This window comes from Fimbriimonadaceae bacterium (assembly GCA_023957775.1).
In the GTDB taxonomy this organism is placed as follows: Bacteria; Armatimonadota; Fimbriimonadia; order Fimbriimonadales; family Fimbriimonadaceae; genus JAMLGR01.
Genome location: JAMLGR010000002.1, coordinates 218,986 through 236,315, shown reverse-complemented (window position 1 = coordinate 236,315; position 17,330 = coordinate 218,986). Strand labels below are relative to the sequence as shown.

Sequence of the window (17,330 nt, the reverse complement as noted above, 5' to 3'; positions counted from 1 at the left end):
GTGTACTCGGGGCGCCCCTTAGGGCGGGGTGGTCGCCTGGGTGATGACGAAGAGGTTCGAGAGTTTGCGTCCAGGCGGCACGATCATCGAGCCCTTGTAGTAAAGGCACGTGGAACTGCCGCCATCCAAGCTCACGCCGTCGATCGCGCCACGCGCCTTCATGGCCTTGCCCAACTCGCTCAGCGTGACCTTCGCCTTGGTGGCGAAAAGGAGGACCTTGCCATTCTTGGTGGTCGCCAGCCCCGCCCGGGCCGCTCGTCCCCATAAACGGCTGTCGTGGAAGCGTTGCGCCTTGGGATTGGGCTGGACCGCTCCCGCGGTCAGCACGCGCACCGCTCCGCGCAACCCGTACTGGTACAGGGCCCAGTCGACCGGCTCGAGATAAGGCTTGTCGAAGATCTTGACCCCGCCAAACCAGTCTACTCCGACCGCCGTGCCGCGAGACCCCTGCGCGACGAGGTTGCCGTCGATGAGCACGTCGGCGACCGGCTTCTGGGAAGAGGGCGCAAAGAACGTCCCCGTGATGGCCGCGATGGGTTTGGCCTCGGGAACATGCAGCAGGTTGAGCAGGTTCCACGGCGAGGTGAGGGAAGGCGAGTGGACCGTCGCAGCGCTGAGAGTGGTTGCGCGCAGGTCTGCGGTCACGACATGAAAGGTGTTGGGCCCGTACTTGAACGCCTCGTAGCCAATCGGTGCGAACTGGGTGACAGTTCCCACGGAGAGGACGATGGCGGCGGCGGCGAGGCTCATGATTGGTTTCCGGACCCCTTGGAAGTCACGTCTCCGAGCAATCGCGTGCGCCAACGGCGCGCGCGAACGCCCGCATCCTGCGCTGGCGGCAAGAGGCGTGCCGTTTGGCCCCTCGACGCTGTTCCAATGATCGGAACAAAAGCCGCCGGGCCGCATCGGCAAGGATGCCTGGGTGGAGTGACCGGACCAGGAGGGTCACTCCTATCCTACGAGAGATTTCCCAAAACCGCGTCGTGCCAACGCCAAAAGACCCCTTCAAGCGAACTTGAAGGGGCCTGAGAGAACCCTGCGAGGGGTCTTAGCGCTTGCGTCGTCGGGCGAGGATGCCGGAAGCACCAAGCGCCAGGGCGATCATCGACGCGGGCTCTGGAACCGGCGTGTTGATGACCTTGACCACGGTGCCGACAAACTGGTCGGCGCCGTTGGGCGTTCCGTTCGCAGCGAGCGTGAAGTCCCACTGGAAGCCGCCGGTCCAGTCGCCGGGGCCGAAGCTGCCGGGACCGTTGATCAAGGTGTCCTGGTCCGAGTCGGTGAGGCGGCCGAGAATACTCGCGTAGGCACCCTGCTCCGCGCCGACGAGACCCGTGCTGCTGGCGATGTAGGAGGCGCTGTAGCCGCTGTCGTCGATCGTGAACTGGTTCGGGGCCGTAAACGTGCCCGTATCGCCGCTCGCCGATCCCGCAACGTCGAAGTCCGCGTAGGAGAAGAAGCTCATCTCCTGAGCGACGTTGGCCAGATTGTGCACTTTCCAGACGATTTGGACGGCAGCGCTCTGGCTGGTGAGTTGGGTGAGCGTGTACTCCAGGTCGAACTGAAGGGTGTCCGGAAGGTTCGGGCCGCCGTTCTGCACGTAGACGAGTCGCGCCGAGTTGCCGTTGGACACGCCGAACGTCTGCTCGCCCAGGCCCGCTTCGCGCGCCGTGGTGGCCGTGTGATACCACCACCAGTTCTGGAACATGTTGTCCGGGGCGCCACCGATCGAGAAGTCGGCGAGGCCGAGATCGGTGCCGTTGTTCGGGCCCTGCAGGTTCCTTTCGGAATAGCTCGCGGTCCCGCTCGTGAGGGTGAAGTCGCTGATCGTCTGCGCCGACGCGATGCCGACGAGGGCCATCAGGCCAATGCCAATGCCAATCGATGAATGTCGCATGTTCTCTTCCTTCCTAGTCTCCCAAATAACGCCGCGTCCCAGCAGGACGATGCACTCACAGTGTACGCAATTTCCGCGCGCTTGCTCGAATCGAGCGGTGGCAAAGGTACGGGGTTCCGAACAATCCCCGTAACTTTGCCTGTTTGCCCGGTTCGCCTCGACAAAAGATCAGCGCCGTCGACGTCGTGCGGCGAGACCACCCAGACCGGCGGCCAACGCCAGCAGCGTCATGGGCTCCGGAACGGGATTGTCCACGATCTTGAGAAGCGATCCGACCATCTGGTCGCCCCCGTTCTCCGTACCGTTGGCTCCCAACGTGAACTGCCACTCGAATCCGCCGGACCAGTCTCCGGGGCCGAAGTTGCCCGCGGTGTTGGACAGGTTGTCCTGCACGCCGTCGGTGAGCTTCGCAAGCGTCCCGGGATAGGCTCCCTGCTCCCATGCCAAGAGCGAGGTGGTGCTGGCGAGAAGCGTCGCGCTCGCAAGCGGGTTGCCGTCGACGACGCCGAACTGGTTGGGTGCAATGAACGTGCCCGAATCGTCGCCAGAAGTGCCGTTCAAATCGAAATCGGAGTAGCTGAAGAAGCTGACCCGAAGGCTCTCTTGGGAGAGGTTGTGGATCTTCCACCCGATCTGCACCATGGCCTTGCTGCTGGTGAGTTGAGTAAGCGTGTAGTTGATGTCGAAGAGCAACGCGCCCGGCTGGTTGGGCCCGCCGTTCTCCACATACACCACGCGCGCCTGGTTGCCCGAAGACGAACCAGCGACTTGGTTGCCAAGGGCGAACTCGCGACCGGTGTACTGGGTGTTGAACCACCACCAGTTCTGGAACATGTTGTTCGGTCCGCCGCTCTTCGTTCGATAATCGACCGAGCCGCCATCGGCCCGCGTGCCTGCGCCGATCAGGTTCGCCTCGCTGTACGTCGAAGTTCCATGGGTCAGCGTGAACGAGTTGATTTGGGCGCCGGCGAACGATGCCATGGTTGCCGCTATTGCCAGAGTTGTAAGTCGCTTCATTGGTGTTCTGTCCTCTTCCTTTTCAAACATCAAGCCCCACGAGGTACCTGAATCCCTAGTGTACGCTACGGAGCCCTCTCTCGCCCCGGCATTGTTGCCGGATCGTGTGATTTACCGGGATTCCGATCCCATTATACAGGGGCGAGCGGGCTACTCGGCGACCTTGAGCACGCTTAGGAACGCTTCTTGGGGCAACTCGATGCTTCCGATGTTCTTCATCCGCTTCTTGCCTTCCTTTTGCTTTTCGAGGAGCTTCCGCTTGCGCGTGATGTCCCCGCCGTAGCACTTGGCGATCACGTTCTTGCGGTAGGGCTTCACCGTATCCGCGGCGATGACCTTGGCCCCGAGCGCGGCTTGGATGCGCACCTCGTACTGTTGGCGCGGAACGACCTTGCGGAGCTGCTCGACGATCGCCTTTCCGCGCGTGTACGCGAATTGCTTGTTCACGACGAAGGACAGGGCGTCTACGATGTCCCCGTTGAGCAGGATGTCGACCTTCACGAGATCGGCGCGCATGTACTCGGCGAGTTCGTAGTCGAACGACGCGTAGCCCTTGGTGCTGGACTTGAGCTTGTCGAAGAAGTCCAGCAGGATCTCGGCGAGAGGGAGCTTGTAGTAGAGGATCACGCGGCTCGGGCTGGGGTACTCGCTCTTCACGTACACGCCGCGCCGCTCCTGGCAGAGCGTCATCACCGCGCCCACAAACTCCTGGGGGACCATGACCGTGGCGTCCACTGCGGGTTCTTCGATGAACTGAGTCTCGTGGGGCTGCGGCATGGCGCTGGGGTTCGAGATGTGCTCGACCGCGCCGTTCGAGCGGTGCACGATGTAGTCCACGCTGGGCGCGGTGAGGATGAGGTCGAGGTCGAATTCCCGCTCCAGTCGCTCGCGCGCGATCTCCATGTGCAGCAGGCCGAGGAATCCGCATCGGAACCCGAAACCCAGGGCTGCCGACGTCTCAGGCTCGAAGTCGAGCGACGCGTCGTTCAGCTTCAGCTTCTCGATCGCGTCGCGCAGGTCGGCGTACTGGTCGGAGTCGGAGGGGTAGAGGCCGCAGAACACCATCGGCTTGGCCTTCCGGTATCCGGGCAGCGGCGCGTCGGCGGGGTGCGCTGCGCTGGTGATCGTGTCGCCCACGGCCGCGTCGCCGATGGTCTTCATCGCGGCCGTGACGAAGCCGACCTCGCCGGCTTCGAGCGACTGGGTCCGATCGAGCGCGGGCCGAAACACCCCGACGTAGTCGACCTCGAACCGGTTGCCGGTCGCCATCATCTTGATCTTGTCGTTGGGCTTAATCGAACCGTCCACCACCCGCACGTACGCAACGGCCCCCTGGTAGGAGTCGAAATGCGAATCGAAGATCAGCGCCCGCAGGGGTTTCGAGGCGTCGCCACGGGGATGGGGAATGCGGTGCACCACCGCTTCGAGAATCTCGTCGATGCCGACCCCGGTCTTGGCGGAGGCGAGCACCGCGTCGCTCGCATCGATCGCAACGGCGTGCTCGATCTCCTCGCGCGCTCGCTCGACGTCCGCGTGCGGCAGGTCGATTTTGTTGATCACCGGCACGATCTCGAGGTTCTGGTTCATGGCCATCGAGGCGTTGGCGATGGTCTGGGCTTCGACGCCCTGGCTCGCATCCACCACGAGCAGCGCGCCTTCGCACGCGAAGAGGCTGCGCGACACCTCGTAGGTGAAATCCACGTGGCCCGGCGTGTCGATCAGGTTGAGCTGATACTCCTGCCCGTCTCGCGCCTTGTAGTTGAGGCGCACCGCGGTCATCTTGATCGTGATGCCGCGCTCGCGCTCGATGTCCATCGTGTCGAGCATCTGCTCGCGGGCGGTCCCGCGCACGGCTCCGCAGCGCTCGATCAACCGGTCGGCAAGTGTGGACTTACCGTGGTCGATGTGCGCGATGATGCAGAAATTGCGGATGTGCGCCTGGTCCATGGGAGACACTGCGCCGCGCTAGAACCCCTTGAACTTCAATTCCACCCCGCGGCGCTGGATCTCCTTCACGAAGCGGGCGCCGGTCATCGCGTTCTCGTACCGAAGGCAGCCTGAGGGCATCTTGCCGTGCGCGATGTCGATCGCATAGATCGACATCGAGAAACCCGTGAGCCGCTCCATGCTGGTGAAGCCGGTCGCGTGGTCCTGCTTGTCGAAGATGTCGATCTGGAGGCGACGTTCCTGGCCGTCCTTCTTCCCGACACCGACGGCGCGCACCGCGCACTGGTCGTCGTCCACGAACTTGTCGAGTTCGGGGCCGAACACGGCGCAGAACACGTCCTTCGGCGCGACCTTGCAGCCTTTGACCTCGATCTTCTCCTCGCGCCAGAGGCCGAAATCCTTGTAGAGGCGCATCTTCTCGCAGTGGCCGGGGAAGCGGATGGTCTTGTACTCGTAGTTCTTGACCTTGTCCTTCAAGGTGTAGGGCGCGGTGCTCGTCCCTCCGGACGTCGTGAACGCCTCCATGGTGCCGAGCTGCTCGATCTCCAGGGTCTCCAGTTCCGAGAGAGTGTCGACTTTGGCGATCTGGTGGTCTCTCACCACCACGGCCTCGTAGTCGTACTCCGTGACGAGCCCCTCGACGTTGAAGGTGAGTTTGTAGTTGAACGGCGGCTTGGGGTGCTGCGGAAGCACGCCGCAGTACATCTTCACGCTTTCGACCTCGTCCAGGTGCTCGATGCAGTAGAGCCCGAGGCTGTTCACGAGCCCGGGCGCGAGCCCCGTGTCGGGCACCACGGTGACGCCTGCCGACTGGGCCGCGCCGTCCATCTCCAGGGTCTCCAAGGTGATGTCGGTGTTGCCGCCCAGGTCCACCATCGAGACCTCGTGATGGATGGCGACCTTGGCGATGCGCGGGTGCATCCAGTACGGCACGCAGCTCAGCACCACGTCGACGCCGCGCAGAAACTCGCCGAGCGCCTCCGGATCGAGCGCGTCCACCTGCGCCGGGACGCACAGGTCGGGGCCCGACAGCCCATTCACGCGGTGGGCGCTGCGTTGGGCGATCTCCAGGCAGGCGTCTCCGAGCAGGATGCGTTCGGCATCGGCGAACTTGGCGAGGTCGTAGGCGGCGGCGGTGCCCTGCATTCCGGCACCCAAAACGGCATAGGTCTTTTTCATGGCGCAACACACAAACGGCCCTTCCAAAAGGGAGGGGCGCATGTCCACAGGATACCTTTTGGAGGAGGTCCGGAAAGGCTTGGGTGCGCCGTTGGAAGTGAGGACACCCCCCCTCGATTCCCGATTCCCGATTCCCGATTCCCGATTCCCGTCCCCTTGGTATAATTCGCGAATCATGCGCCGAGACTGATTCTTCCCGCGGGTTTCGCATCCCCCGGGATCCGAACTCACCGCGACTCGAAGTCCGCTCCGACCTGTCGGAGCCGCGACCCTTGGAAGATCCCCATGCCACGTCTCGACATCCTCCGTATCCGTGCGTTCCGCGACCTTTGGCTCGGCCAGGCGATCTCGCAGGTCGGTGACTCGCTTTACTTCGTGATCTTCATGTTCATGGTGAAGCGCCTCACCGGCTCGACGCCGATGGTGGGCTACGTGGATGCCGCCGCCGCGCTGCCGTTTCTCCTGCTCGGCCCGATCGCCGGCGTGCTCGCCGATCGCATCGACCGCAAGCGCCTCATGGTCCTTTCCGACGTCTCGAGCGGCGCGGTGCTGCTGCTGTTCGCCGGCGTCGTATGTTTGTGGCCGAGTCCGCCTACGTGGACGCTGCTGGCCGTGCCGTTTCTGCTCTCGTGCCTGCGGGCGATCTTCCTTCCCTCCAAGAACGCCGCGATTCCGTCGCTGGTCCCGAAGGACCGGCTGATGGAGGCCAACGCGCTCAGCGCCACCACACAGAACATGATGCCGCTGATCGGGCTTGCGATCTCGGGATCGCTTTTGGGGGTGTTCTTTGCGCTCTTCGAGCGCTACTTCTTCGCGACCGCCGTGCTACTCAACGCGTGCTCGTTTCTGATCTCGGCCGCCTACGTGCGGCGGTTGCCCGCCCTGAGGCCCGATGCGACGGAAGGGGCCGCCACGCACCCTTGGGCCGACTTCTTGGAGGGCCTGAGGTTCCTTCGCTCGCGGAGCGTCCTGCTTGCGTTGCTGGGTCTCAGCGTCGCGATGAGCCTCATGGTGTCGCCGTTCTTCGTGGTGTACGTGCACTCCAACCAGGAGTGGTTCGGCGGGTTGCCCCAGACGCTCGCGTGGTTCGAGTTCTCGTTCTTCCTCGGCATGATCCTCGGGAGCATGGCCGTAGGGCGGTTGGACGTTCGCAGGCCGGGCTTGGGATACGTGTTCGGAACGCTGTTCGTCGGTCTCGCCGTGGCCGGGATGGCGTTCGTCCGGACGGTGCCCGGGTTTGTGGCGATGAACCTCGCCGCCGGACTGGCCATACCGTTCGCCCAGATTCCCGTGGCGGTCTATCTGCAGGCGACGGTGCCAAGCGGGTTTCTCGGTCGTGTGAACAGCGTCCTCTCGACGCTGAGCGTGGGGGTGATGCCGATCGGGATGGCCGCGGGCGGGTTGCTCGTCGAGTCGGCGGGCATTGTGAACGCCTTCCTGGCGATGGGCTTCGGCATGGGGGTCGTGGCGCTCGTCGGCCTGCTCCACCAGCCGTTCCGCTCCTCGTTGATTCCACGGACGGCATAGTGGTTTGTGGTTGGTGGTTTGTGGTTTGTGGGGGGGGGGGGAGGGCTCTAGTTGGTTTGGCGGAGGGCGTTCCGCACCCGATCGCGTAGTCCGGGGGGTGCGTTCAGTCCGCGAATGCGGGTTTTGATCGTCGCGAGCAGCGCGGCCTCGAACGCGAACACCTTCGCGCACACTTCGCAGAGCTCAAGGTGCTTGCGCACTTGGGCCAGCTCGTCCGGCGACAGTTCCCGGTCGAGGTAGCCCTCCAGCCGGGCAAAGGCCTCCTTGCACGTCCAAGCGTTCGCGTCCATCGTTCCCTATCTCGTGCAAGGGGCGATCCCGTCAACCGGTTCCCGAAGAATCGCCTTGGGCGTGCCGGACCCAGTAAAGTGTTGCCCATGGTTGCAGTGGTGTTTCCTGGCCAAGGGTCGCAGAAACCGGGGATGGGCCGGGAGCTGGAGGCGTCCCAACCGGCGGCGCGCGCGGTGTTCGACGCCGTTGGCGAGGCGATCGGGATGGACGTGCGCGGTCTCTGCTTCGAGAGCGACGAGGAGACTCTTCGCCGCACGCAGAACGCTCAGATCGCGCTCTTCACGTGCGGCGTCGCGGCGTGGCGGGCGTTCCACGAGAAGCTTCCCGTCGATGCGGTCTTCGCGGGCCACAGCGTGGGCGAATACGCAGCCTTGGTGGCTTCGGGGACCCTTGCGTTGGAGGACGGGGCGCGGCTCGTCCAGCGTCGCGGAGAGCTGATGGCGCAAAGCGGAACGCAGCGGCCGGGGACGATGGCGGCGGTGCTGGGGCTCGACCGGGACGCCCTCGAGCGCGTTTGCGCCGAGACCTCGTTGGGGGAGGGCGTCGTCGTCGTCGCCAACGACAACTGTCCGGGCCAGCTTGTGATCAGCGGCGACGTCGGCGCGGTCCAACGGGCGTCGATCGCCGCTTCCGAGGCCGGCGCCAAGCGCGTGCTTCCGCTCAATGTCAGCGGAGCCTTCCACAGCCCCTTGATGGAGGAGTCGGCGGCAGAGATGGGCGTGGCCCTGCGGAACGTCGCCTTCCATGCGGGAAGGACGGTGGTGGCCAACGTCTCGGCGGCGCCGGAGACGGATCCTGCGACGTGGCCGAGCCTGCTGGAAGAGCAGTTGAAACGTCCGGTGCGTTGGACCGAGACGGTGGGCACCCTGCGGGAGGCAGGGGTGTCGCGGATGGTGGAGTGCGGTGTCGGCGAGGTGCTCTGCGGCCTCGCCAAGAGGATCGATCGCGAGCTGCCGTGTTGGGCCGTCTACGACGACGAGTCGCTGGCGCGAACGGTGGCGGAAGTGGGAGGAAACGCGTGAATTTCGAGGGACAGGTGGTGATGGTGACCGGGGCGAGCCGCGGCATCGGACGGGCGATCGCCGAGGCGTTCGCCCGTGCGGGCGCCCAGGTGGCGTGCGTCGCGACGACAGAGCAGGGCGCAGAGTCGACGGCCCAGGTGCTGCGCGAGGGGGGAGCCGCCGCCCGAGGATTCGCTTGCGACGTGAGCGACTCGGGGGCGGTCGAAGCGCTTTTTGGGGCCGTTGGGGAGAAGCTTGGCACCCCGTCGGTGCTGGTGAACAACGCGGGTATCGCTCGGGACACGCTCCTCATTCGGATGTTGGACGACGATTGGGACCGGGTCCTCGCCGTCAACCTCAAAGGGGCCTACCTGTGCGCCAAGGCGGCCGCCCGGCCGATGATGAAGGCGCGTTACGGGCGGATCGTCAACGTGTCGAGCATCATCGGATTGGGCGGCGGGGCCGGGCAGGCGAACTACGCGGCCAGCAAAGCCGGCCTGATCGGCCTCACCAAATCGATTGCCAAAGAGCTGGGGGGACGCGGCATCACGTGCAATGCGGTCGCACCGGGGTTCATCGAGACCGACATGACCTCGGAGTTGCCGCAGGAGATGCGGGATCGGGTGGTTCAGAACGCTCCGGCGGGACGGTTGGGCACGCCTGAAGACCTCGCGCCTGCCGTCCTGTTCCTGGCCTCCAGGGAGGCTGCGTACATCACGGGCCAGACGTTGGTGGTGGACGGGGGGCTCACGCTGTAATCTCCAATCTCGATTCTCCTCTTGCCCCACCCCCACCCCCAGAGGTATCGTGTGCGCATGTCTCAGGCCGTTATTGACAGGGTGAAGAAAGTCGTTGTCGAGGAACTCGGCGTGAAGGAAGAAGAGGTGGTGGACACCGCGTCCTTCACCGAGGATCTCGGGGCCGATTCGTTGGACGTCGTCGAACTCGTGATGGCGCTCGAGGACGAGTTCGGGATCGACATTCCCGACGAGGAGGTCGGTGAGATCAAGACGGTGGGCGACGCCGTCAGCTACATCGGCAAGAAGCAGGGATGAGCATGCCCCGTCCGTCGGGACGGGTCGTGGTCACGGGCGTCGGCGCGGTTACCCCGCTGGGAACCGGGGTCGACGTTTTTTGGCCGCGCATGCTCGCAGGCGACTCTGCGGCGGGTCCGGTCACGCACCTGGATCCAACCGAGTTCTCCACGCGCATTGCGGCCGAAGTCAAGGATTTCAACCCCGAGGACTGGCTCGACCGAAAGGAGGCCAGGCGCATCGACCTGTTCATCGCCTACGCGGTGGCCTCGTCGACCATGGCCCTGAAGGACTCCGGACTCGACACCTCGGGCGAGATGGCCGAGCAGGTGGGAGTGCTTGTCGGCTCAGGGATTGGCGGGCTGACTTACATGGCCGAGCAGATGCGGCGCTTGGTCGAGTTTGGCCCGGGCAAAGTCTCGCCCTTCCTCGTCCCCTACATGATTCCGGACATGGCCTCGGGCTATGTTTCCATCGTGCACGGGCTTAAGGGTCCGAACACGTGCGTGGTCACGGCGTGCGCCACGGGCGCGAACTCGCTGGGGGACGCTTACCACATCATCAAGCGCGGCGAAGCCGTCGCGATGCTTGCCGGAGGGACCGAGGCGCCGGTGAACGAGATCGGGCTCTCCGGGTTCTGCGCCGCGCGCGCCATGACGTCGCGCAACGACGATCCCCAGCACGCGTCCCGGCCGTTCGATCTCAACCGCGACGGGTTCTTGATCGCCGAGGGCTCGGCGGTGCTCGTGCTCGAGGATTACGATCACGCCAAGGCGCGCGGCGCCAAGAACTACGGCGAGATCCTCGGCTACGGCATGTCGGGCGACGCGTACCACATGACGGCGCCCGATCCGCAGGGCGACGGCGCCCAGCGCGCGATGAGGGCCGCGTTGCGCAGCGCGGGTTTGGAACCCTCGGCCGTGGGCTACATCAACGCGCATGGGACGTCCACCAGCCTCAACGACAAGTTGGAGACCCTCGCGATCAAGCGCGTCTTCGGCGAAGACACCACGCCACCGATCAGCAGCACCAAGTCCATGATCGGCCACACGTTGGGTGCGGCGGGCGCCATCGAAGGACTCGTGTGCCTGTTGGCGATGCGCGACGGCATCCTGCCGCCGACGATCAACTACGAGACGCCCGACCCGGAGTGCGACCTGGACTACATTCCGAACCAGGCGCGCCGCCAGGCCGTGGACGTGTCGCTCTCGAACTCGTTCGGGTTCGGCGGCCACAACGTCTCGTTGATTTTCGGCAAGGGGGAGTAGCCCCGTGCTGGATGCCCGCATCCAAGCGTTTCTCGACCACCTTTCGGCACGCCGTTCGCCGCACACCGTGCGCTCCTACGGTTCGGACCTGGCGCAGTTGGCCCTGTTCTTGGAGGGGGAGTTCGACCTAACGCCCGATCGGCTTCGAGGCTATCTGCGCGCGTACGCCCCCCATCCGACGACGCGCGCGCGCAAGCTCTCCACCCTTCGCACGTTCGTGCGGTTCCTTCGAGAGGGGGGGCTCTTGGAGACGGACCCGACCGAGTCGTTGGAGGCGCCGATCCGCAGGAAGCGGCTGCCAAAGGCCCTATCGCGCGCGCAGGCCGAGGAGCTGCTCGACCAGAGCGACGGCGGCCGCACCCCGCTTCGCGACCGCGCGTTGCTCGAGCTGATGTACGCCGCGGGCATCCGGGCGGCCGAGACCGTGGGCGTCAACGTGTCGGACATCGACTTTCGCGAGGCGACCGTCCACGTCCGCGGGAAGGGCAACAAGGAGCGCGTCGCGCTATTCGGCGATCTGTGCGCGCAAGCCTTGCGGGCGTATGTGGATCACGAGCGGGTAGACGCGGGCGAGGGGGACCCCTTGTTCACGAATGACAAGGGCCGGCGACTCACCACGCGTACGGTCCAGAACGTGGTGCGGCGTTGGGCGCAGCGTGCGGGCTTGCCTCCCGGAGTAAGCCCCCACACGCTGCGCCACTCGTTCGCCACCCACCTGCTGGATGGAGGGGCCGACCTGAAGAGCGTGCAGCAGTTGCTGGGCCACGAGAGCCTGGCAACCACCCAGATCTACACCCACGTCAGTGTCGAACGACTGCGCAAGGCCGTGGACGAGGCGCATCCGAGGTCGTGAGGCGTGGGGGGCGTGAGGCGTGGGGCGTGAGAGCGTGAGGCGTGAGGCACCCCTCGCCCCTCTGGGGGAGAGGGGCAGGGGGTGAGGGCTGTGGGCGAAGCGAACTGCCAGTGCAAATCAGTCGTCTGGTCGAATCCGTTTTGCATTAAGGGCACATGACAATCCCAAGGGGACCATGATGAGCCCAAACCCAAGAGACACGGGTCCGAGGCCGTATCCAAACCAGCCCTGCCAACCGTATTCGCTTCCGCCACACCAGAACAGGTAGCCCACGCTGAACAGGAGCAACGGCACACCGGGACCGAGGAGGGATAACGCTCCATCGCGCGCCGCTTGGTACGCCTGGAAGGAAGCACCCTCACGCCTCACGCCTCACGCCTCCAAAACCGTCCCTACCGCCGCCGCCGCCGTGAACGCCGCCTCGGTCTTCTCTCTCACCTCGTCTTCTGTCACACCGGGCGCCAACTCCTTCAGCACCATGCCCTGATCCCCGATCTCGAACACGCAGAGGTCGGTGATGATGAGGTCCACGACGCCCTTGCCGGTCAGGGGAAGTGTGCACTCCTTGAGGATCTTGGGTTCGCCGTGCTTGTTCGTGTGCTCCATCACGACGACGACGCGTTTGACGCCCGCGACCAAGTCCATGGCGCCGCCCATGCCTTTGACCATCTTGCCGGGAATCATCCAGTTCGCGAGGTCGCCCTGCTCCGAGACCTCCATGGCGCCCAGAATCGACAGGTCGATATGCCCTCCACGGATCATCGCGAACGAGTCGGCGCTGCTAAAGAACGACGTTCCGGGGATCTCGGTGATCGTCTGCTTGCCGGCGTTGATCAGGTCGGGGTCCTCCTCGCCTTCGTAGGGGAAGGGGCCCATGCCGAGCATGCCGTTCTCGCTCTGCAGCACGACGTCCATCCCTTCGGGAATGAAATTCGCGACGAGCGTGGGGATGCCGATGCCGAGGTTCACGTAGTAGCCGTCGCGCAGCTCTTGCGCCGCGCGCTGGGCGAGTTGGTCGCGGGTGAGTGGCATGCCTCCATTATGGGAGATGCGGTTGGTTTGGGGGAGCGGCGACGCAAGGGGTGGTCATATCACCAGTAATGGTGGTAGTATAACCACTGTAAGTGGTGAAACGATGAAGATCGACCGAAAGCTCGGACTCTTTGGCACTCGGCTGAGGACTCGGCTGTTGCTCGTGCTCTCCCTGCTCGACGAGAGTTACGCGACCGAATTGGCGCGGCTCGCGGGAGCGCGGCTTTACGCCGTGCAGAAGCACCTGGAGGATTTCGAGGACGACGGGATTCTCGTCTCCCGGGTCATCGGGCGCGAGCGCCGGGTGTCCTTCAACCCCCGCTTCTTCGCCAAGAAGGAGCTCGCAGCACTGCTCGAACGTCTGGCGGAGCAAGACGAGGAGGTTCTCGCCGCCGTCCGCTCCGTGCGTCGGCGTCCCCATCGCAAGGGAAAGGAGATCTAACGCGTGATCGACGCCGCGATGACCCTCCGAGAAGTGGCCTTCGCCGTGTGCTCCGCTCTCGAGGGGAACGGCATCACCGCTGTGCTTACCGGGGGGAGCGCCGCCACGCTCTGCGCGCCCGAGGAGTACCAGTCGCGGGACATCGATTGGGTGACCGAATGGCGTGGCGCGCAAGGCGTCGCGGTCTTGGCCGAACGCGAGGGACACCCGGACCGATTCGCCACCTTTGCGCGCAGGCTGCGAGCCTAGGCGCGTGCGCGCGTCGTTCGCCGCTCGATCCGCTTCTCGTAGGTCGCACCCTGCAGAATGCGGTTCACGTAGATCGCGGGGACGTGGATGTGGTTGGCCTCGAGCGCTCCGACCTCCACCAGCTCCTCGACCTCCGCCACGCACACCTTGCCGGCCGCCGCCATCATCGGGTTGAAGTTCCGCGCGGTCTTGTTGAACACGAGGTTGCCGGAACGGTCGCCCCGATGCGCCTTGACGATCGAGAGGTCGGCGTGGAGGGCCGTCTCCATCACGTACCACTCGCCGTCGAACTGGCGCGTCTCCTTTCCCTCGGCGATCATCGTGCCGTAGCCGGTCTTCGTGTAGAACGCGGGAATGCCCGCACCGCCCGCGCGGATGCGCTCCGCCAGAGTGCCCTGGGGGTTGAACTCGAGCTCCAGTTCGCCCGAGAGGAACTGCCGTTCGAACTCGGCGTTCTCACCGACGTAGCTCGAGACCATCTTCTTGATCTGTTTGGTCTGGAGGAGGAGTCCCATCCCGAAGTCGTCCACGCCGCAGTTGTTGGAGATGACCGTGATCTCCTTGACCCCCGAATCGCGGAGGGCGGAGATCAGGTTCTCCGGGATGCCGCAGAGTCCGAAGCCTCCGGCCATGATCGTCATGCCGTCGAAAAGCAAGCCGTCAAGGGCGGCCGCCGCGTCGGGATAGACCTTGTTCATGACAACCAGTCTACAGGGTGGGCGGCGCTCCACGGAAGCGGCGGATAGGCCCTCCGGAGGCGAAAAAAGAGGGGGCAAGCCCCCTCCGAATTAGATCTGATGCCAAATGACTAAGGCTTTCTCCTTTCACAGATCGAAGCCTTATGTAGCACAGACTTCCCGAGCGCGGGCATTGTTCGGTGCAGGCCGCCTTTCAGCCTGGAGGCGCTTCGAAACCTGGCAAATTTGCCAGCTCAATCACCTTCTTCAAATCGAAAGTGATCTGGCTGTTGGTGGCCAGCCGATCGCAGCCCGCCTCCTTGCCCGCGCCGAGGACCGCCTTCTCCTGATGCCCGGCGTGGCCGATGACGAACACCCCGAGCGCCCGCAAGGTCGGGACCACCGCGGCGGGATCGAAACGGCTCGCCCCCAGATTCACGATCGCCAGCGGCGCGTCGGTCGACGCGGGGACCGAGGTGAGCACCTCCGGCACGTGGCCCAGAGAGCGGAGCGAGTTCTGGAGCCGGGTGCTCCAAAGCAGGTTGTCCTCGAACACCAGCACATGCATCGCTGATAGCGTAGCAGGGCAGGGGTACCCTTCGCCCGATGGCGATCCGGCCGATGGAGTGGAACGACGGGGTGCTGCGCATGCTCGACCAGCGGCGGCTGCCGCTCGAGGAGTGCTGGTTGGCGCTCGAGACGTGGCAGGAGGTCGCATCGGCGATTCGCGACATGGCGGTGCGTGGAGCTCCGGCCATCGGTGTGGCGGCCGCGTACGGAATGGTCCTCGCGTGCCTCCATGGGGAAGATCGCGCGCGAGCGCGGAACGGGCTGGCCGCGTCGAGGCCGACGGCAGTGAATCTCTTCTGGGCGCTCGACCGAATGGACCGGGTCGATCCCTGGACGATCGAGGACGCCCTGGCCGAAGCGCGGAGGATCGAGGTCGAGGACCTCTCCTGCAATGAGGCCATCGGCCGCCACGGGGCCGCGCTCGTGCCTCCCGGCGCCCGCATCCTGACCGTGTGCAACACCGGCGGCCTCGCCACGGCGGGCCATGGAACCGCGCTCGGAATCATTCGGACGGCCTTTGCCCGGGACCCCGGCGTGTTCGTCTACGCGTGCGAGACTCGGCCGCGCCAGCAGGGCCTTCGGCTTACGACGTGGGAGCTTCTAAAGGAGGGGATTCCGTTCGCGGCGATCGCAGACGGTGCCGCGGCATCGCTCATGCGCGCGGGGAAGATCGACTGGGTCGTGGCCGGCGCCGATCGGATCGCGGCGAACGGAGACACCGCCAACAAGATTGGCACGTATGCGCTCGCCGTGCTTGCGGCGCACCACGGCATCCCCTTTGTGGTCGCCGCTCCAAGCTCGACGCTGGACCCCTCGCTTGCCGACGGGGAGTCGATTCCGATCGAGGAGCGCGGGGCCGAAGAGCTTTGCGAAATTGAAGGGGTGCGCGTCGCACCCACAGGCTGCCCCGTCTTCAACCCCGCGTTCGACGTGACCCCTGCCGCCTTGATCGAAGCGATCGTGACCGAGCAGGGCGTCCACCGGGCACCCTACCGCTTCACGCGAGAAGCGCACCAGGTGGCCCCTCGGTGACGATCCACGACCTCATCGTGGCCCGCCGCGACGCCCGCGAACACTCGCTAGCGGAGCTGGAGTTCCTCGCCAAAGGCGCCGCCGATGGTTCGATCCCCGACTACCAGTTGGCCGCCTGGCTGATGGCCGCCTACCTGAATCCGCTGGGCCCCCGAGAGACCGCCTGGATGACCGCCGCGATGGCGGCCAGCGGAGAGAGGATGGACCTTTCCGGGCTTCCCAAGCCGTGGGTGGACAAACATTCGACGGGGGGCGTGGGAGACAAGACGTCGATCGTGCTGTTGCCGCTGCTGGCGGCGTGCGGACTGACGGTCGTGAAGATGAGCGGGAGGGGCCTGGGCATCACGGGGGGCACGATCGACAAACTCGACTCGGTTCCAGGCTTCAACACGAACCTTACGCCCGACGCGATGAAGGCGCAAGCCGCGCGCATCGGCGTCGCTCTGACCGGGCAGACGCCTCGCCTGGCGCCGGCCGACAAGGCGCTGTACGCCCTGCGAGATGCCACCGACACCGTGCGGTCGGTCCCGCTCATCGTTTCGAGCATCCTATCGAAGAAACTGGCGGGTGGAGCACAGATCGTGGTCCTCGATGTGAAGGCGGGTTCGGGCGCGTTCATGAAGACCGTCGAGGAAGCCCGTGAGCTCGCCGGTGCGCTCGAGGCGACGGCCCAGGCGCTGGACCTCAAGGTTGTGGCCACCCTGACGGACATGGACCAGCCTCTTGGACGCATGGCGGGGAACGCATTGGAGATACGGGAGGCGCTGGACACGCTCGCGTGCCGCGCGCAGGGCCGGTTCCGAACCCTGTGCGAGCACTTTGCCGGGGTGGCGCTCCACGCCTCGGGCCGGGCTGCGGATTTCGAAAAAGGGAAGTCGCGCGCGGCGCTCGCCCTCGATTCCGGAGCGGCCCTCGAGAAGGCGATCGAGTGGTTTGCCGCCCAGGGAGCGACGATCGACGCGTCGGGAGGTGCGGACCTCCCGACCGCCGGTCACGTGTTGGACGTATCCCACGATGGGGCGCCTGGTTGGGTCGCCCGCATCGACGCCCAGGCGGTCGGCGAGGCGGTCGTCCTCTTGGGAGGGGGCCGCGCCAAGAAGGAGGACGCGATCGATCCCGCGGTTGGAATCGAATTGGCGTGCGAGGTGGGAGACCGCGCTGAGCCAGGGCAACTCCTGTTCCGCGTCCATGCGCGGGACCGCTCTGCTGCGGAGTCGGCGCGGGAACGCGTCCTCGCCCGTTGGCTCGTCTCGGCGGAAGAGGTCGCGCACCGCCCAGTCATCCTCCCGCGGCCCTGAGGGATCGCGCGAGCGG

The 17,330-nt window shown here is 65.4% G+C and carries 19 protein-coding genes; 10 read left to right on the top strand and 9 right to left on the bottom strand.

The window, feature by feature from the left end; translation table 11 throughout:
• Positions 1–18 precede the first annotated feature (18 nt).
• From M9921_02705 to M9921_02685, 5 genes are all read right to left on the bottom strand, one after another.
• Positions 19–750 (bottom strand): phosphodiester glycosidase family protein, encoded by a 732-nt coding sequence (locus M9921_02705; GenBank protein MCO5295743.1) that lies wholly within the window; start codon positions 748–750, stop codon positions 19–21.
• Between the two features lie 298 nt (positions 751–1,048).
• Positions 1,049–1,897: a PEP-CTERM sorting domain-containing protein gene (locus M9921_02700; protein MCO5295742.1), complete on the bottom strand. Its 849-nt coding sequence runs from the start codon at positions 1,895–1,897 to the stop codon at positions 1,049–1,051.
• 168 nt (positions 1,898–2,065) lie between these two features.
• Complete coding sequence (locus tag M9921_02695) at positions 2,066–2,878, bottom strand: PEP-CTERM sorting domain-containing protein (GenBank protein MCO5295741.1); 813 nt, start codon at positions 2,876–2,878, stop codon at positions 2,066–2,068.
• A 186-nt stretch (positions 2,879–3,064) separates the two neighbouring features.
• Positions 3,065–4,861 carry a translation elongation factor 4 gene (lepA, locus tag M9921_02690; GenBank protein ID MCO5295740.1) on the bottom strand — a complete coding sequence of 599 codons (1,797 nt, stop codon included), beginning with the start codon at positions 4,859–4,861 and terminating at the stop codon, positions 3,065–3,067.
• A gap of 18 nt (positions 4,862–4,879) precedes the next feature.
• Positions 4,880–6,082, bottom strand: a complete 1,203-nt coding sequence (locus M9921_02685) for a saccharopine dehydrogenase NADP-binding domain-containing protein (protein MCO5295739.1) — start codon at positions 6,080–6,082, stop codon at positions 4,880–4,882.
• A 243-nt stretch (positions 6,083–6,325) separates the two neighbouring features.
• Between M9921_02685 and M9921_02680 the strand changes: the two genes are divergently transcribed.
• A complete protein-coding gene (locus M9921_02680) occupies positions 6,326–7,567 on the top strand; it encodes an MFS transporter (protein MCO5295738.1) in 1,242 nt (413 codons plus the stop codon).
• 47 nt (positions 7,568–7,614) lie between these two features.
• Here M9921_02680 and M9921_02675 read toward each other — a convergent pair whose 3' ends face one another.
• Complete coding sequence (locus M9921_02675) at positions 7,615–7,857, bottom strand: zf-HC2 domain-containing protein (protein ID MCO5295737.1); 243 nt, start codon at positions 7,855–7,857, stop codon at positions 7,615–7,617.
• 87 nt (positions 7,858–7,944) lie between these two features.
• On the opposite strand from M9921_02675, the gene fabD reads away from it, so the two are divergent.
• The 5 genes from fabD (at position 7,945) to M9921_02650 (ending at position 12,014) form a co-directional block, all read left to right on the top strand.
• Positions 7,945–8,880 (top strand): ACP S-malonyltransferase, encoded by a 936-nt coding sequence (gene fabD, locus M9921_02670; protein MCO5295736.1) that lies wholly within the window; start codon positions 7,945–7,947, stop codon positions 8,878–8,880.
• Entirely contained in the window at positions 8,877–9,617 is a 741-nt protein-coding gene (fabG, locus tag M9921_02665) for a 3-oxoacyl-[acyl-carrier-protein] reductase (protein ID MCO5295735.1), read from the top strand. The genes fabD and fabG overlap by 4 nt, the downstream gene beginning before the upstream one ends.
• 57 nt (positions 9,618–9,674) lie before the next feature.
• Positions 9,675–9,914 carry an acyl carrier protein gene (locus M9921_02660; protein MCO5295734.1) on the top strand — a complete coding sequence of 80 codons (240 nt, stop codon included), beginning with the start codon at positions 9,675–9,677 and terminating at the stop codon, positions 9,912–9,914.
• Positions 9,911–11,161 carry a beta-ketoacyl-ACP synthase II gene (gene fabF / locus M9921_02655; GenBank protein MCO5295733.1) on the top strand — a complete coding sequence of 417 codons (1,251 nt, stop codon included), beginning with the start codon at positions 9,911–9,913 and terminating at the stop codon, positions 11,159–11,161. Before M9921_02660 ends, fabF begins: the two co-directional genes overlap by 4 nt.
• A gap of 67 nt (positions 11,162–11,228) precedes the next feature.
• Positions 11,229–12,014 carry a tyrosine recombinase XerC gene (locus M9921_02650; GenBank protein MCO5295732.1) on the top strand — a complete coding sequence of 262 codons (786 nt, stop codon included), beginning with the start codon at positions 11,229–11,231 and terminating at the stop codon, positions 12,012–12,014.
• 372 nt (positions 12,015–12,386) lie between these two features.
• On the opposite strand, the gene M9921_02645 is transcribed toward M9921_02650, so the two are convergent.
• Positions 12,387–13,046, bottom strand: a complete 660-nt coding sequence (locus M9921_02645; GenBank protein MCO5295731.1) for a CoA transferase subunit B — start codon at positions 13,044–13,046, stop codon at positions 12,387–12,389.
• Positions 13,047–13,149: 103 nt separating this feature from the next.
• Between M9921_02645 and M9921_02640 the strand changes: the two genes are divergently transcribed.
• Complete coding sequence (locus tag M9921_02640; GenBank protein ID MCO5295730.1) at positions 13,150–13,488, top strand: hypothetical protein; 339 nt, start codon at positions 13,150–13,152, stop codon at positions 13,486–13,488.
• Positions 13,489–13,491: 3 nt separating this feature from the next.
• Complete coding sequence (locus M9921_02635; GenBank protein ID MCO5295729.1) at positions 13,492–13,737, top strand: hypothetical protein; 246 nt, start codon at positions 13,492–13,494, stop codon at positions 13,735–13,737.
• Here M9921_02635 and M9921_02630 read toward each other — a convergent pair.
• Both M9921_02630 and M9921_02625 read right to left on the bottom strand, forming a co-directional pair.
• Entirely contained in the window at positions 13,734–14,435 is a 702-nt protein-coding gene (locus M9921_02630; protein ID MCO5295728.1) for a CoA transferase subunit A, read from the bottom strand. The genes M9921_02635 and M9921_02630 overlap by 4 nt on opposite strands.
• Before the next feature lie 193 nt (positions 14,436–14,628).
• Positions 14,629–14,982, bottom strand: a complete 354-nt coding sequence (locus tag M9921_02625) for a hypothetical protein (protein MCO5295727.1) — start codon at positions 14,980–14,982, stop codon at positions 14,629–14,631.
• 38 nt (positions 14,983–15,020) lie between these two features.
• Here M9921_02625 and mtnA point away from each other — a divergent pair, with 38 nt between their 5' ends.
• Both mtnA and M9921_02615 read left to right on the top strand, forming a co-directional pair.
• Entirely contained in the window at positions 15,021–16,016 is a 996-nt protein-coding gene (gene mtnA, locus M9921_02620; protein MCO5295726.1) for an S-methyl-5-thioribose-1-phosphate isomerase, read from the top strand.
• Complete coding sequence (locus M9921_02615; protein MCO5295725.1) at positions 16,013–17,314, top strand: thymidine phosphorylase; 1,302 nt, start codon at positions 16,013–16,015, stop codon at positions 17,312–17,314. The genes mtnA and M9921_02615 overlap by 4 nt, the downstream gene beginning before the upstream one ends.
• The last annotated feature ends 16 nt before the right edge of the window (positions 17,315–17,330 follow it).